This window comes from Micromonospora sp. NPDC050980, from assembly GCF_040653835.1.
In the GTDB taxonomy this organism is placed as follows: domain Bacteria; phylum Actinomycetota; class Actinomycetes; order Mycobacteriales; family Micromonosporaceae; genus Micromonospora.
The window spans coordinates 1-14258 of the sequence record NZ_JBFAGS010000037.1 but is presented as its reverse complement, the minus strand read 5'-3'; the positions used below and the strand labels follow the sequence as shown (position 1 = coordinate 14258).

The window sequence follows — 14258 nt, the reverse complement described above, 5'->3', positions numbered from 1 at the left end:
CGACTTCCCTCAGAACAGGGTTTCGGTGGTGGCGCGGGGCTTGACCGTGGCGACGGTGTGGCGGTACCGCCCGACCAGCGGCCGGACGAGCACCCCGCCCGGCACGGCGGTGACCGCACCGAACCGCTCCAGCAGCGCGACCGCCTCAAGTCGCAGCCGGTCCGGGTCGGCGTGCCACTGGGCGCCGAACGCGGTCCCGTACCGCTGCAGGATCTCTCCGACGGCGGTACGCAGGAAGCTGTCGGTGATGAACGGCAATCGGCCTGCCCCGTCGGTCTCGTCGGGGCCGCTCTCGCCTTCCACAGTCCAGTGCTCGTCCCAGCCGGCGTCGTCGAGGCGTATCAGGGTGGCCGTGGGCAGGCCGGTGTCGATGTGGCCCGCCAACGCCTGCTGCCGGGCCGGCCCGTCGGGCGGGGTCAGCCGCTTGACCCGGCGGCCGTCGGGGTCCGCCACCCGGTCGGCCATCTCCACCGCCAGCAGCACCGCGGCCTGCGCCACCGAGCCGGTGCCCGGGAACCGCTCAGCGGTGAACCCGGCGGTGTCCACCAGCAGCACGCCCTCGGCCCGCCGCTCCACCCGCAGACCGGTCAGCCGGGTCAGGTCGGTGGCGAGCGCGGAGCCGCGCAGATGGTTGGCGACCGCCAGGTCGACGTCGGTGTGGTAGATGACCGGTAACTCCACCACCGCCCGCCGGGCCGCCTGGGCCGCCTGCCGGCGCTCGGCGTTGCCGCTGCTGCTCATCGCCCGATCGAGCATCGCCGACACCGAGTCGATGTGCTGCAGCACCCGGGGCGGCCGGAACAGCGCGAACACCACGTCCCGCGCCACGTCGTACAACGCCTCACCCGCCCCGGGGTCACTGGCCCAGGCGGCGCTGGAACCATCGGCCAGCCGCAGCACGCCCCGCTCCTCCAGCCAGCCGACCGCGTCCACGAACGCCCGTCGGTCCGGGCCGTGGTCCGGATCCAGCCCCAGGCCGGTGATCCGGTTCGCGTCGCCGGCCACCGAGTCGGCCAACTCGCTGAGGGTGATCTGGATCCCGGCGCGGCCCAGCACCGCCAGGCACAACGACAGGTACGCGTAGCGCTGCCGGTCGAACGGCCGCCCGGTGCGCGACACCGCCGGTTGGGTGCCGTCGAGCTGGTCCTTCGCCCGTACCAGCCGGGCCGTGGAACCGTGCAGCTCCAGGCGGTATCCGAACGCCTCGGCGAGATCCCGACGCAGGGTGGCGGCGAACCGTCGTACCCGGGGCAGCGCCCGCTCGTCGGGCCAGGTCGCCGTGATCAGCGGGTGGCGCAGGACCAGCCGGACCGCCCGCTGGTAGTCCGCCAACTCCAACTCGGGGACGTCGACGGCGAACCGGTGGGCCGCCGGCCGCGGCGCCCCTGCCTCCGCGGTCACGCCGGCACCAGCTCGGGTCGGCGGACCGCGGTGTGCTGCGCGGCGGTGACCGTCAACGCGTACCCGTCCAGATGCAGCCGGCCCTCGGCGGTGCGCACCGTGGTGAACCGGCCCGGCGTCGGGGTGAGGGTCAACCGGACGCCGTGCGCGGCGGCCGCCAGCGGCACTCCGGCTCGGCCACCCACCCGGGCGGCGAGTGCGATGTCGAGCAGGCGCAGCAGGACCTGGGTCTGCGACCCGTCCAACTGGTGATCGTCCACGCCGACGCCGGCCAGCGCCGTCGCCGCGTCGGCCAACCGGCGCTCCCGGGCCAGCTGATCGCCGCGCAACCGGTGCCGGCGCTCGTCGACCCGGTCCAGCCGGGCGGGCCTTCCCCGACCCTGCCCCGGCGCCCGACCGGTGGTCACCAGGGTGCGGGACAGCTCCACCGCCGGCGCCTCCCACCACGACAGCCGGCTGGCGATTGCCTCCGGATCCGGGTGCGCCACGCCCGCGTGGCGCGGAGCGCCGAGACCGAACACGACGTCGAACAGGGCATGCGCGGCCTCCTGGGTGCCGGTGCAGGTGAACCAGGCGGCCAGGTGCCGCAACTGGGACTCCCGGCTCACCCCGCCGCGTCGGGCCTCGGTGACCCGGCGCAGCAGAGCGAGAACGTCACCGATCGCGGCGACGGTGGCGTCCGACAGCCGGTCCGCCTCGCTGGGCTGCTCCGGGCCCGGCGGCGCCAACCAGGACCGCAGCCCGGCCCAGCGCCGCCGCCAGTCCTCCAGGCGCTGCACCGGGGTGTGGAACAGCCGCTCGTCGGCCTCGGCGGCCGCCTCGATCAGCCGCTCCAGACCGGTCGCCTCCACCTCGTGCACCGCCGCGCGCAGCCGGGGCGTGTATCGCTGCAACTCGTCGTGGAAGTCCCGCAGATGAGCCAGCAGCGCGTCCTTGTGCGCGAGGAACACCTCCGGCCGCACGTCGTTGGTCCGCCCCAGGTCGCCCAGCATGTGGTAGAAGCGGGCGGCCCGCTCGGCGATGTCGGCCAACGCCCGGTCCAACCGGCTGAACTTCCGGTAGACCTCTTCCGCGTCCCCGGCCTCGTTGGCCGCGGCGAGCGCGTTCAGGTCCGCCAGCAGGTCGGCGAAGACCAGCCGGGACAGCGTCGAGTCGTCCATGCTCGCCGACAGCACCGCCTCCACCGCCCGGTGCGCCCGGTAGCCCGCCTCGGTGAACTGGTACACCGAGTGCCGGTTGCGGTATTCCGCCAGCGTCGTGGCCCGGGAACCGTCCTGTCCCCGGTCGAGCACCCCCCACTCCACCAGGGCGTCGAGCAGCCGCGGCAACTCCAGCCCGGCCGGATCCGGGCAGTCGGCGTCCGCCTCGTGCAGCGTCGCCAGCGCCGCCGCCACGTCGGAGGTGTGCAGCACCACGTGATAGCTGGACCGTGCCGAGTCGAACGCCCGCAGCAGCCACAGATAGGCGAACCGGTTCTCCGCCGTCACGTAACCGAACAGCCGCATCCGGTCGTCCAGCCCGAAGTCGTCGAGGCCGAACGTGGCCCTGGATGGCTGCGCGGTCATCGTTCTCCTCACGGGACGCGAACGGCTACCCACCCTACCCAGCCGGCCTCGGCGCGGCGTGCGAGGCAGCAGCGGACTCCGGGGTGATCGTGAAACGTGCGTCACGGGCTGCTGCGCCTGGGTAAGTGCGGTGGCCAGCCCTCTTGACCGGCCACCGCGGCGCTGTCCCCCTGCCGCCGGAACGCGGCGTGTGCTACCAGATAGTGGTGACAAGCAAATCCGAGCCACGCAAAGATCTGGTCGAACGCGCGACCCCTTTCCTGCCCGCCGGCAGTGTGATCCGCCAGGCGTTCATCTACCAGACCGCACCGAACTTCGGCTTCTTCATGCTGACCTACCTCGTGGGAGTCACGGCGTGGAACAAGTACCGGTGCGTGGCGGTCACCGACGACGCCATCTATGTGCTGGAGAGCACCAAATCATCCGGCGGCGCACGACCGGAACGCCTGCTCGGCACGCTGCCCCGCCGCACCCGGCTCGGCCCTGCCTCCGGCCGGTGGGCACAGCTGAATATCCTCGGCGAACGCTGCTGGGTGCACACCCGCTTCCACGACCAGATCGCCGCCGCCGACCGTGCTCGGAGCGCGCACGATGATCAGGTGTAAGTCCTGGTCAGGCTCTGCTTCGGTCGGTTCGACGCGTTCTTGCGGGATCCGGTGAAGTTGCCGTGCCGCGTCAGTTTACGGTGCCGCGAGTGCGTGGGCCAGCAGCGTCGCGAGTTTGGCCGCGCGTGCCGGGTGGTGATGGCTGACCCAGAGAACTGGTCCGATGAGGTATTGACCGAAGTCGGGGCGAGGCCGGCGAGGCCGGCGAGGCCGGTGCGGGCGGCGTTGTGGAGAATGGCGCGGATTTGGTCGTATTCGTCGCGTGGTGTGGCGAGGCCGTATCGATCGGCCGCGCCGAGTCCGCTGCGGGCGAGGCGTTCGTGGAAGGGGTCCACCGCTACGCCGCGTCGCTGCGGGTCGCGGCGAGTTCGGGGAAGGCGTCCTCCCAGCGCGGGCGGAGCTGGGGTGGCAGCCAGAGGGTGGGCCAGAGCCGCCGAAGGAGTTCGGCGTCGAGCCAGGTGTTGAGATCTTCGACCGTGCTGGCTTCGGTGAGCACCACCTTGTACATGCTGGCCAGGCGTGCGGCCCGGTTCAGGTCGTACTCGGCCTGCCCGGACCAGTCGAGGTGACGCGGAAGCGTCACCGTGCCTTCGGTCGGGCCATGCAGTTCGGTGAGGGTTTCGGCCACCACGTAGGGCCTCCGGTCACCGTAGGGCTGGTAGTCCGCTGGCGGCTGGGGTGGTGTCTTGCGCCGGTTGATGTTCGTCGCAGGGCCGCCAGCGCGGCCGGCAGGGCGGCGGCGACGCCGCTGAACGGCAGCACCCCGGCCGGTGTGATCCAGCGCAGCTGTTCGGGGTGACCCGCGACGGACTGGGGGTGGATGGGGATCATGGCCTCAGCCCGTCAGGAGCGCGGTGATGGTCCTGGCGACGTAGGCCATGATCCAGGCCAGCGCGGTCAGGTAGCCGAACGCGATCAGGGGCCACTTCCAGCCGCCGGTCTCCCGGCGGATGATGCCGACGGTGGCCATGCACTGCAACGCGAAGGCGAAGTAGACCAGGAGCGCCGCGATTGTCGGGGCGGTGAACAGTGGCTGCCCGGCGTGCGGTCCGTCGGTGTAGGTCATCGCCTTGAGGGCCTTCGACGGTTCCTCGGGGTTCTCGGCGGCGGCGACCTGTCCGAGAGTGGCGACGAACGTTTCCCGGGCCGACTGGGCCGACAGCACGCCGATGTCGATCCGCCAGTCGAAGCCGAGTGGATCGAAGACCGGTGCGACGAGGTGGCCCGTGCTGGCGGCGTAGCTGTGGTCGGCGACGTAGGCGGAGACCGCGGTGTGATTGCCCGGGTCGACGCCTGGGCGCGCAGGTCTGTGGTCGAGTGCAGGGGCAGGTTCAGCAGTAACCACAGGCTGACGGTGGTGACCGCGATGATGGTGGTGCACTTGCGCAGGAACGACCGGGCCGAGTCGCCGACCGCGATCAGCACCGAGCGGGCCGAGGGGATCCGGTACGGGGGCATCTCCATGTAGAACGGCAGCAGCGGGCCGGTGCGGTCGCCGAGCTTCTTGAACACCCATGCGGCGGTCATCGCGGAGACCGCGCCGAGCAGGTACATGCCGAACATGACCAGGCCCTGCGCGCCGAACGGCCCCCACCGGGCGGACGGGTCGACGAGCAGGCCGATCAGCAGCACGTACACCGGCAGCCGCGCGGAGCAGGTCATCAGCGGCGCGGCCATCATGGTGGCCAGGCGGTCCTTGGCCGACGGCAGGGTGCGGGTGGCCATGATGCCGGGGATGGCGCAGGCGAACGAGGACAGCAGGGCCACGAACGCGCGGCCTTCCAGGCCGGCGCGGGCCATCACCCGGTCCATCAGGAACGCCGCGCGGGACATGTAGCCGACGCCCTCGAGCAGGGAGATCAGCAGGAACAGCAGCATGATCTGCGCTACGAACACGAGCACCGCGCCCACGCCGCCGATGATCGCGTCGCCGAGCAGCCCGGCCAGCCACGGGTTGCCGACGTGGGTGGTCACCAGCCCGGACAGCCAACCGAAGAACGTCTCCACGTAGCCCTGCAGGGGCGCGGCGAGGGTGAAGACCGTCTGGAAGAAGGCCACCATCACGGCGAGGAACACGATCGTGCCCCACACCGGGTGCAGCAGGACCGCGTCGACGCGCTGGGTGATGCGGTGGCGTTCCGGGGCCCGGTAACGGGCGAAGCTCAGCACCGACTCCGCCCAGGCGTCCGCCTCGGCCGGGTCATCCGGTGGGGGAAGGGCCGGCGCCGACCACGTCGACCACCGCACGATCTGGTCGCGCAGTTCGTCGATGCCCTGCCCGCGGTTGCCGAGCACCCGCACCACCGGCACGCCCAGCGCCTGCTGCAACGCCGCCAGGTCCAACTGGCCCTGCCGCGCGGCCATCTCGTCGGTGAACGTCACCACCAGGCAGGTGGGCAGGCCTCGGCGCAGCACCTGCGCGACGAACCGCAGGGAGCGGCGCAGTGTGGTGGCGTCCACCACGACCAGTAGGGCGTCCGGTGGTACCTCGCCGTCGAGGCGGCCGTCGAGCACGTCGACCATGATCTGCTCGTCGGGACTGATCGGGTCGAGGCTGTAGGTGCCCGGCAGGTCCTCGATCAGGTACCGCCGGTCGCCCGCCTGAAGGGTGCCGACGAAGCGAGACACCGTCACACCGGGGTAATTCCCCGTCTTGGCGTGCAGGCCGGTCAGCACGTTGAAGATACTCGTCTTGCCGGCGTTCGGGCTGCCCGCCAGGGCCAGCCGGGGCAGTGCCGTGTCAACGGCGCCACCCCGGTCCTCGGCATGGCAACCCGCGTCCGTCATCGCGCGTGTCAGATCGGTACGTGCGCGGCCTGCGCGCGGCGCAGGCACAGGTCGTAGTCCTTGACCCGGTACACCACCGGATCCCGCAGCGGGGCGCGACGGACGACCTGCACCAGCGTCCCGGCGGTGAACCCCAGGTCGGCGAGCCGGTGAGCCGTCGAAGGCGGTGCCCCGTCGGCCAGCCCCACGATCGTGGCCCGACTGCCCGGAGGCAGGTCGGACAGGCGACCGGTCGGCCGGGCGGACGTCTCGACGGCCCGCACCGGACAACCGGAGTGGGTGGCAGCAGGACGACTCAGCAGCACCAGCTCACCATAAGGTAAGGCTCGCCTCACCTACCAGGGCGTGTGACGAACTTCGGCGGGCGGTGCCCCGCCCGACCTCGGCGACATACCGTGCGTGCGGGTGTCGACGTTCGGAAGGGGGTGGGCGGGGTGCGGGTGCTAATCGTCGAGGACGAGACCGCCTTGGCGCAGGTGCTGCGCGCCGGCCTCACGGACGAGGGTTTCGCCGTGGATGTGCAGCACACCGGGCCCGACGGGCTGTGGGCGGCCACCGAGAACCCGTACGACGTTATCGTGCTGGACATCATGCTGCCCGGCCTGAACGGCTACGAGGTGTGCCGGCGGCTGCGGTCCCGGGGCGTGTGGACGCCGGTGTTGATGTTGACCGCGAAGGACGGGGAGTACGACCAGGCGGACGCCATCGACCTCGGGGCCGACGACTATCTGGTCAAGCCGTTCTCGTTCGTGGTGCTGGTGGCCCGGCTGCGGGCCCTGGTGCGCCGGGGTGCGCCCGCCCGGCCGGTCGTGCTGACCGCCGGGGACCTGACCGTGGACCCGGCCCGCCGGCAGGTCAGCCGGGCCGGCCAGGCAGTTCGGGTCACCGCCCGGGAGTTCGCGCTGCTGGAGTTCCTGATGCGCCACCGCGGTGACGTGGTGTCCAAACGGCAGATCATCGACAACGTCTGGGACGCCCACTTCGACGGCGACCCCAACATCGTCGAGGTGTACGTCGGCTACCTCCGCCGCAAGATCGACCAGCCGTTCGGACGCCGGGCGATCCAGACCGAGCGGGGCATGGGCTACCGCCTCGCAGCCGACGGCGGATGAGCATGGCCATCGGGTGGATCCGACGGCGCCTCGGGGTACAGCTGCGCTCGGCGCTGGCCGCGGCCGCTGTGGTGGGGGCGGCCTTCGCCGTCGGCGCGGCGGCGTTCGTCTATCTTGCCCGCGTGGATCTTGCCGGCAACGTGGATGCCGCGGCGCGGCAGCGGGCGGCCGAGGTGGTCGCGGCGGTGACCGCCGGCGATCAGGACGCGCTCGCCCAGACGCTGAAGCCCAGCCCGGGAGAACAGACGTTGGTGCAGGTCCTCGACCAGTCCGGGCGGGTCGAGGCGGCATCGGCCGCGCTCGGCGACGCCGCGCCGCTGTCCCCGCTACGGCCCCGGCCCGGTCAACTGCTGCGCGAGCAGCGGCTGCTGCCGTTCGCCGACGAGGACCCCTTCCGGATCGCCGCCGAGGGGGTGGCCACCGGCTCCGGCACCCGCACGGTGCTGGTCGCGCAATCGCTGCGACCGGTCAACGAGAGCACCGAGGCCGTCGCGGCGATCCTGGCCGCCGGGCTGGTGCCCATGCTGCTGGTGGTCGGCGCGGCGGTGTTCTGGTTCGTCGGACGATCCCTGCGCCCGGTCGAGGCGATCCGCCGCCGGGTCTCCGGCATCACCGCCCGCGACCTACACGCCCGCGTACCCGTGCCGACCGCCCGAGATGAGGTCGCGGCGCTCGCCGAGACGATGAACCGGATGCTCGAGCGCCTGGAGACCGCCGTGGCGAGCCAGCGCCGGTTCGTCGCCGACGCCAGCCACGAACTGCGCAGCCCCCTGGCCACCCTGCGCGCCGGCCTCGACCGCCTGGCGCTGGCACCCGTACCCCAGGGGCACGGCGAGCTGGTCGAGCTGCTGCGCCGCGAGACCAGCCGGCTCGGCGACCTCGTCGCGGACCTGCTGCTGCTCGCACGCATCGACGAGCGCGGCGCCACCGGGCGCCGCGACGACGTCGACCTCGACGATCTCGCCTACACCGAGCGGGAGCGGCTCGCCGGGCAGCACCCGGACCTCACCGTCCGGGCCGACCTGACCCCGGTACGGGTGACGGGAGACGCCCACGATCTTGGTCGGGCGCTGCGGAATCTGGCCGACAACGCCGCCCGCCACGCCCGTACCCGCGTGACTTTGCGCGTGTCGGTGTGCGAGGGCTGGGGGTGCCTCGAGGTCACCGACGACGGGCCGGGTGTCCCCGCTGCCGACCGGGAGCGCATCTTCGACCGGTTCGTCCGTCTGGATGACAGCCGGACCCGGCCGGAGGGCGGCACCGGCCTGGGCCTCGCCATCACCCGTCAGGTCGTCGCGGCGCACGGCGGAGAGGTACAGGTGCTGCCCGGACCGGGCATGACCGTCCGAATCCGGCTGCCCCGGCACGTCGACTCCGAAGATCACTGAACCCCGCCCTCGGCAAATTCAGGCTCCTCTCAGGCGGCCGGCGGCACCCTGGGACGAAAGGCGCCTGCCCGGGCCGGAACCACCAACGGGGGAACCATGAACTATCACCTCTTCCACGTCGTCAACGCCTTGGCCGGCCGCAGCGACCCCGTCGACGACGTCTTCGAATGGTCGGCGAGGTGGCTGATCTACGTCCTCGCCGCCACCGCAGCCGTACCGGTCCTGACTCACCTGCGGCACGGGCGCGCCGCCCTGGTACGCGTCGTGGCGTCCCTCGGGCTGGCCTTCGCCGTCGGGCAGGCCGTCGCCGCGCTCAGCACCGAGGTACGACCGTTCCAGACCCACCCCGTACACCAGTTGATCCCGCACGCCGCCGGAGCGTCGCTGCCCAGTGACCACGCCACCGCGGCGTTCGCGATGGCATTCGCCGTCGGGGCGTTTCTGTCCCGCCGATGGGGGGGTAGGGCTGAGTCTGATCGCCACCATCGTCGGCTTCGCCCGCGTCTGGACCGGCGTGCACTACCCCGGCGACATCCTCGTCGGCGCGCTCATCGCCGCCGCAGCTGTCGCCACCATCGGCGTCGTCGGCCGCGCCTACGACCGCCGGACCAGCCGCCGCCTCGACACCGCGGCCTGAGCACCACCCCCGCCCCCTCGTTCCGGAGGTCCCGCCATGTCCACGCCTCAAGCGCTGCTCGCCGCGGGCCCCAGCGTCATCGACCCGGAATGGCTGATCTCCACCTTCGGGCTGATCGGGATCCTCGCGATCATCTTCGCCGAGTCCGGGGTGCTCATCGGGTTGTTCCTGCCCGGCGACTCGCTGCTGTTCACCGCCGGCCTGCTCGTCGCCGACGGCCGCTACCTGCACCAGCCGCTCTGGCTGGTCTGCCTGCTCGTCGCCGTCGCCGCCATCGCCGGCGACCAGGTCGGCTATCTGTTCGGCAAACGGGTGGGCCCGAGCCTGTTCCGCCGCCCCAACTCCCGGCTTTTCAAGCAGGAGAACGTGCAGCGGGCCAACGCCTTCTTCGCCCGCTACGGCGCCCGCTCGATCCTGCTGGCCCGCTTCGTGCCGATCGTGCGCACCTTCACCCCCGTCGTCGCCGGGGTCAGCCGCATGCACTACCGCACCTTCGTCACCTACAACATCCTCGGGGGCGCCCTGTGGGGAACCGGCGTCACCGTGCTCGGCTACTTCCTCGGGCAGATCGCCTTCGTCAAATCGAACATCGAGTTCATCCTGATCGCCATCGTGCTGGTCTCCGTCGTGCCGATCGGTATCCAGTTCCTGCGCTCCCGCCGCCACGCGGCAACCCCGGCCACCGAGGAGACGGTGGCCGGAAACGCCTCCCGCGCCGACTGAACGACCCGTCGGCGCTGAAACGACACTGACCGGATGACCTCGACGATGCTGGTGCTCGGGCCGAAACTCGCCGTCGCGCTGGCGCTGCTGACCGCCGCCGCAGCCGCGATCGCCACCGTCGGACGGCTCGGGCACGGCCGACAGATCGCCGTCGCCGCCGTGCGTGCCGCGCTGCAACTGGCCGCCGTGTCACTGGTGATCACCGCGATCGTCGGCTCGCTGTGGGCCACCGCGGCGTTCGTCCTGCTGATGTGCGCGGTCGCCGCCGGCACCTCCGGTCGGCGGATCACCGGCGGGCCGTACGGCTGGTGGGCGGGTGTCCCGATCGCCACCGCCAGCCTGACCGTCGTTGCCGCGCTGCTCCTGGCCGGCCTGGTGCCGCTGCGCGGCATCGCGATCATCCCGATCGCCGGCATCCTGACCGGCGGCGCGATGACCGCGACCAGCCTCGCCGGGCGGCGCTTCAACGACGATCTGCACGCCCGGCGCGGCGAGGTCGAAGCCGCCCTCGCGCTGGGGCTACTTCCCCGCGACGCCCGGCTGCTCGTCTGCCGCCCCGCCGCGAGCCAGGCACTCGTCCCGGCCCTCGACCAGACCCGCACGGTCGGCCTGGTCACCCTCCCCGGTGCCTTCGTCGGCGTCCTGCTCGGCGGCGCCAGCCCGCTGACCGCGGGAATCACCCAACTGTTCGTCCTTGTCGGCCTCCTCGCCGTCGAAGCCGCCGCCATCGTCCTCACCATCGAGGTGATGGCGCGGGGGCGGCTCCGTCCGCGAGGCGGTCAGCTGGCGCCGTCGAACTGATTCAGGGTCGCCATCAGGGTGTCCACCGCCGAGGCGCAGTCGCCCCGCACCGGGCTCGACGCCCGCAGGGCCGTCAGGACCGCATCGATCTGGTCGTCGAGTTGGTGCCACCTCGCCGAATCACGGGGCTTCAGCCCCGCCTCGGCGTCGTCCCAGGCGACCTCGAGATCCTTTACCCGGGCCTTTCCGCCCGCCAGGTCGTTCTGCGCGACTTTCTCCTTGACGTCGGTGACGATCACCGCGAACTTGCGCAGGTTGCCCAGCTTCGTGGTCGGATGAGCCTGCTGCGGGAGGGCCGCGGGGGTGCCGTGCTCGGCTCCGGCCTGCGCGGTCGTCATGGGCGCAGGCTCGGCGGTGGGCGTCGTGTCCGCAGCCGGGCGCAGCACCCACCCGGCCATTGCGACAGCTACGACGGCCACGCCGGCCCACAGGTAGTCCTGCCGGTAGCCGCCCAGCGGCCCCGCGCCCTTCATCGCCACCCCGTGCCGACTGACCAGAACCTGTTCACGGATGACCAGGACCACGATCGTGCCGAAGAACAGCAGACTGGTCACGCTCGCGCCCAGCCCCAGACCACCGAAATCCTTGTCCTGCGTCAGCAGGTCACCGAGCGACGCGCCGAGCGGGCGGGTGAACACGTAGGCGATCCAGAACGTCAGCACCTGCCCGGCGCCCAGCCGGTAGGCCATCCACGTCGCCGCGATCAGACCCCCGAAGATCAGCACCCAGTTGCGGAAGCCCAGGCTGAGTGCCTCGGTGGCGAGGGCACCAGCGGCGGTGCCGAGCGCGAACGTGGTGAGGATCGCGCCCCAGTAGAACGCCTCCCGGCGCGGGGTGTCGATGGAGGTGATCGCAAGCGTGCGTTCCTGCCGGTACCAGACGGCGAATACGACCGCGAGGACCACCGCGAAGACAGCGGTGCTGACGTACAGGCTCACGCCCAGCGTGTCGGTGAACAGGTCGGTCAACTGCGTGCCGACGATGCTCACCAAGACCACGCACAACCAGTAGATCCACGGCGTGTACGCGTGGGTCCGGAACTGGATGAGGAGCGCGACGACCAGCGCCGCGATCATGACCGCGTCGGTGACGGCAGGACCCAGGCCAACGTTCACGGCCAGATAATCGGCGAACGTCTCCCCGATCGTCGTCGACAGCACCTTGATGACCCAGAACGTCGCGGTGATCGCCGGGACTTTCGTCAACCATCCGCGCGTACCCGCCAGCCGGTCAGTGGCAACAGACACAACTCTTCCCATCGTCGAGGACACAGACGGCAGCATGGAACGCCGACCCTGAGATCTCGCTGAAGAGCCCTCCCGCTTGTTGACCTCAGCACCCACTCCGCATGCGGCCCTCGCCGGTTGATGGCCAGCACCGAGGCGCGCAAGATCGCGGACTGCCCCGGCGTCCCCGGCGCGTGACGCCCAGACGTCGGCAGCGGTGGGCTTCAGGTGTACCGTCGGGACCCGCAACCAGACATTGAACTGCGTCGTTTGATGGTTGGGCCCGGAGGGTCGGGTGACTGTCTGGGTGTGTGCTGCCGATGTCATGGCCAGCTTGGAGTAGGACGCCCCGGCCCTCGCTGATGACCGCCCTATCAGCACTGGATGGAGACTTGCGACCGATCGCCCTTTCCGAAGTTGTGACCACTGAACCGCGGCGGGTCCACGCCCCCTGACCAGCACGAGCGAAAAGGGTGATGCCCGGTGGGCAGCCTGTGGGCCGGCGTCGACGTCGGCAAGACCCACCACCACGTGTGCGTCATCGACGACGACGGCACCGTGGTCCTGTCCGAGAAGATCCCCAACGACCAGCAGGCCATCTCCGGCATCGCCGGGCGGCTCGGCAAACGCCGCAAGGCGATCCGCTGGGCCGTCGACCTGCGCGGCGGACCCGCGTCGCTGGTGCTGGCGGTCCTGTTCGACCGGGGCGCGGACGTGCGTTACGTCAGCGGCACGGTCACCTCCCGGATGGCGGAGGCGTTTCACGGCGAACGCAAGACCGACGCCCACGACGCCTACGTCATCGCCCAGACCCTGCGCATGCGCGCCGATCTACCGAACCTCACCCTGGCCGACGGGGTGCAGCAGCAGTTGAAGCTGCTCGTCTCCCGCCGCCTCGACCTGGTCGCCGACCGGGTCCGCCTCACCGCCCGCATCCAGGACCTCCTGACGATGATCAGCCCCGCCTTGGAGAAGACGCTGAACCTGCGCGGTAAGGGCGCGCTGCGGCTCCTCGCGCAGTGGCAGACCCCCGCCGGGCTGCGGCGCGCCGGTGAGGCCCGCATCCTGGACTACCTGCGCCAGCACGGCGTGCGGGCCGCCAAGGCCCTCACCGCCAAAGTTCTCACCGCCGCGCGGACGTAGACCGTCGCCGTCGCCGGAGAGGCCACCGCGGCCGGGATCGTGGCGCAGATGGCCACCGACCTGGAAGTGGTCAACGACCGGATCACCGTCATCGAGGAAACCATCGCCGGCATCGTCGCCGAGCACGAACTGGGCGAGATCGTCACCAGCCTGCCCGGCATCGGCACCACCCTCGCCGCCGAGTTCCTCGCCTACGCCGGCACCCTCACCACCTACCCCAGCGCCGCCGCACTCGCCGCGCACGCCGGCCTCGCGCCGATCTCCCGGGACTCCGGGCGCCGGCAAGGTCACCAGATCCGGCCGCACCGCTATCACCGTGGTCTGCGCCGGGTGTTCAGCATGTCCAGCTTCACCGCCCTGACCCACTGCCCACGATCACGCGCCTACTACGACAAGAAGCGAGCCGAAGGGAAGACCCACCGCCAAGCCACCGCCGCCCTGTCCAGACAACGCCTCAACGTCCTCTGGGCCTGCATCCGTGACAAGACCCCCTACCAGCCCAAACAACCAAGATCAGCGGACCTGGTGCCATGCGAACTCGCGTAGAGACTCCTCCAGCGGATGCCAACCCGGGTGAATCGGTGCCAACGCGGGTCACCGCGGCCGACCACCGGTCGCAGACCGGGTTCCGTGTGCTCGGTGTGTGGTCCTGGGCTGGGAGAACGGCGGTCCGGGGAACGTGGGTGAACCTAGGCCACTCCCTGCCACCCCAGGTGAACCCCCAGGTCGCTAGACTGTGCCCTCGCGCCCTCGTAGCTCAGGGGATAGAGCATCGGTTTCCTAAACCGTGTGTCGCAGGTTCGAATCCTGCCGGGGGCACCAATTCAAGGCCCTGACCAGCAAGAAGCTGTCAAGCCCCGGGTTTGGTGG

Annotated in this window: 14 protein-coding genes, 1 tRNA gene and 2 pseudogenes; 9 read left to right on the top strand and 8 right to left on the bottom strand. The window is 71.2% G+C overall.

The features are described from left to right. Nucleotides 1–9 precede the first annotated feature (9 nt). Both AB0H28_RS28695 and AB0H28_RS28690 read right to left on the bottom strand, forming a co-directional pair. On the bottom strand, nucleotides 10–1401 hold the full coding sequence (locus AB0H28_RS28695) for a TIGR02678 family protein (RefSeq protein ID WP_358046783.1): 1392 nt from the start codon (nucleotides 1399–1401) through the stop codon (nucleotides 10–12). Continuing rightward, nucleotides 1398–2966: a TIGR02677 family protein gene (locus AB0H28_RS28690; protein WP_358046780.1), complete on the bottom strand. Its 1569-nt coding sequence runs from the start codon at nucleotides 2964–2966 to the stop codon at nucleotides 1398–1400. Before AB0H28_RS28690 ends, AB0H28_RS28695 begins: the two co-directional genes overlap by 4 nt. 143 nt (nucleotides 2967–3109) lie before the next feature. Here AB0H28_RS28690 and AB0H28_RS28685 point away from each other — a divergent pair, with 143 nt between their 5' ends. Beyond that, complete coding sequence (locus AB0H28_RS28685) at nucleotides 3110–3571, top strand: hypothetical protein (protein WP_358046777.1); 462 nt, start codon at nucleotides 3110–3112, stop codon at nucleotides 3569–3571. Here AB0H28_RS28685 and AB0H28_RS28680 read toward each other — a convergent pair. From AB0H28_RS28680 to AB0H28_RS28665, 4 genes and pseudogenes are all read right to left on the bottom strand, one after another. Then, a complete protein-coding gene (locus AB0H28_RS28680) occupies nucleotides 3562–3906 on the bottom strand; it encodes a hypothetical protein (RefSeq protein ID WP_358046813.1) in 345 nt (114 codons plus the stop codon). The two genes, AB0H28_RS28685 and AB0H28_RS28680, sit on opposite strands and share 10 nt — an antisense overlap. Before the next feature lie 2 nt (nucleotides 3907–3908). Further along, nucleotides 3909–4280 (bottom strand): annotated as a pseudogene (locus AB0H28_RS28675) (hypothetical protein); the annotation flags it as partial. A 126-nt stretch (nucleotides 4281–4406) separates the two neighbouring features. Further along, nucleotides 4407–6358, bottom strand: a pseudogene (locus AB0H28_RS28670) (ferrous iron transporter B). A gap of 8 nt (nucleotides 6359–6366) precedes the next feature. Beyond that, complete coding sequence (locus AB0H28_RS28665; protein ID WP_358046774.1) at nucleotides 6367–6663, bottom strand: FeoA family protein; 297 nt, start codon at nucleotides 6661–6663, stop codon at nucleotides 6367–6369. A gap of 129 nt (nucleotides 6664–6792) precedes the next feature. Between AB0H28_RS28665 and AB0H28_RS28660 the strand changes: the two genes are divergently transcribed. After that, nucleotides 6793–7470: a response regulator transcription factor gene (locus AB0H28_RS28660; RefSeq protein ID WP_358046771.1), complete on the top strand. Its 678-nt coding sequence runs from the start codon at nucleotides 6793–6795 to the stop codon at nucleotides 7468–7470. Further along, nucleotides 7467–8858, top strand: coding sequence for a HAMP domain-containing sensor histidine kinase (locus AB0H28_RS28655; protein WP_358046768.1), 1392 nt, complete (start codon nucleotides 7467–7469; stop codon nucleotides 8856–8858). The genes AB0H28_RS28660 and AB0H28_RS28655 overlap by 4 nt, the downstream gene beginning before the upstream one ends. Nucleotides 8859–8876: 18 nt before the next feature. Here AB0H28_RS28655 and AB0H28_RS28650 read toward each other — a convergent pair whose 3' ends face one another. After that, entirely contained in the window at nucleotides 8877–9227 is a 351-nt protein-coding gene (locus AB0H28_RS28650; RefSeq protein WP_358046765.1) for a hypothetical protein, read from the bottom strand. A 22-nt stretch (nucleotides 9228–9249) separates the two neighbouring features. On the opposite strand from AB0H28_RS28650, the gene AB0H28_RS28645 reads away from it, so the two are divergent. The 3 genes from AB0H28_RS28645 to AB0H28_RS28635 are packed head-to-tail and all read left to right on the top strand — an operon-like array spanning nucleotide 9250 to nucleotide 11019. After that, entirely contained in the window at nucleotides 9250–9495 is a 246-nt protein-coding gene (locus AB0H28_RS28645; RefSeq protein WP_358046762.1) for a phosphatase PAP2 family protein, read from the top strand. A 36-nt stretch (nucleotides 9496–9531) separates the two neighbouring features. After that, nucleotides 9532–10218 (top strand): VTT domain-containing protein, encoded by a 687-nt coding sequence (locus tag AB0H28_RS28640; RefSeq protein ID WP_358046759.1) that lies wholly within the window; start codon nucleotides 9532–9534, stop codon nucleotides 10216–10218. Nucleotides 10219–10251: 33 nt separating this feature from the next. Next, complete coding sequence (locus AB0H28_RS28635; RefSeq protein WP_358046756.1) at nucleotides 10252–11019, top strand: ABC transporter permease; 768 nt, start codon at nucleotides 10252–10254, stop codon at nucleotides 11017–11019. Here the strand turns inward: AB0H28_RS28635 and AB0H28_RS28630 are convergent. Further along, on the bottom strand, nucleotides 10998–12224 hold the full coding sequence (locus tag AB0H28_RS28630) for a hypothetical protein (protein ID WP_358046754.1): 1227 nt from the start codon (nucleotides 12222–12224) through the stop codon (nucleotides 10998–11000). The two genes, AB0H28_RS28635 and AB0H28_RS28630, sit on opposite strands and share 22 nt — an antisense overlap. 504 nt (nucleotides 12225–12728) lie before the next feature. Here AB0H28_RS28630 and AB0H28_RS28625 point away from each other — a divergent pair. The 3 genes from AB0H28_RS28625 to AB0H28_RS28615 all read left to right on the top strand — a co-directional run bounded on the left by AB0H28_RS28625 (nucleotide 12729) and on the right by AB0H28_RS28615 (nucleotide 14210). Beyond that, nucleotides 12729–13388: an IS110 family transposase gene (locus tag AB0H28_RS28625; RefSeq protein ID WP_358046751.1), complete on the top strand. Its 660-nt coding sequence runs from the start codon at nucleotides 12729–12731 to the stop codon at nucleotides 13386–13388. A gap of 48 nt (nucleotides 13389–13436) precedes the next feature. After that, on the top strand, nucleotides 13437–13934 hold the full coding sequence (locus tag AB0H28_RS28620; protein ID WP_358046748.1) for a transposase: 498 nt from the start codon (nucleotides 13437–13439) through the stop codon (nucleotides 13932–13934). Nucleotides 13935–14134: 200 nt separating this feature from the next. Beyond that, nucleotides 14135–14210 (top strand) — tRNA-Arg (locus AB0H28_RS28615). Nucleotides 14211–14258: the final 48 nt, after the last annotated feature.

What these genes read in the sequence shown, in the direction of transcription:
- AB0H28_RS28620 (WP_358046748.1), top strand. Translation starts at nt 13,437, where the DNA reads ATGGCCACCGACCTGGAAGTGGTCAACGACCGGATCACCGTCATCGAG.
- AB0H28_RS28690 (WP_358046780.1), bottom strand. Translation starts at nt 2,966, where the DNA reads ATGACCGCGCAGCCATCCAGGGCCACGTTCGGCCTCGACGACTTCGGG.
- AB0H28_RS28640 (WP_358046759.1), top strand. Translation starts at nt 9,532, where the DNA reads ATGTCCACGCCTCAAGCGCTGCTCGCCGCGGGCCCCAGCGTCATCGAC.
- AB0H28_RS28655 (WP_358046768.1), top strand. Translation starts at nt 7,467, where the DNA reads ATGAGCATGGCCATCGGGTGGATCCGACGGCGCCTCGGGGTACAGCTG.
- AB0H28_RS28635 (WP_358046756.1), top strand. Translation starts at nt 10,252, where the DNA reads ATGACCTCGACGATGCTGGTGCTCGGGCCGAAACTCGCCGTCGCGCTG.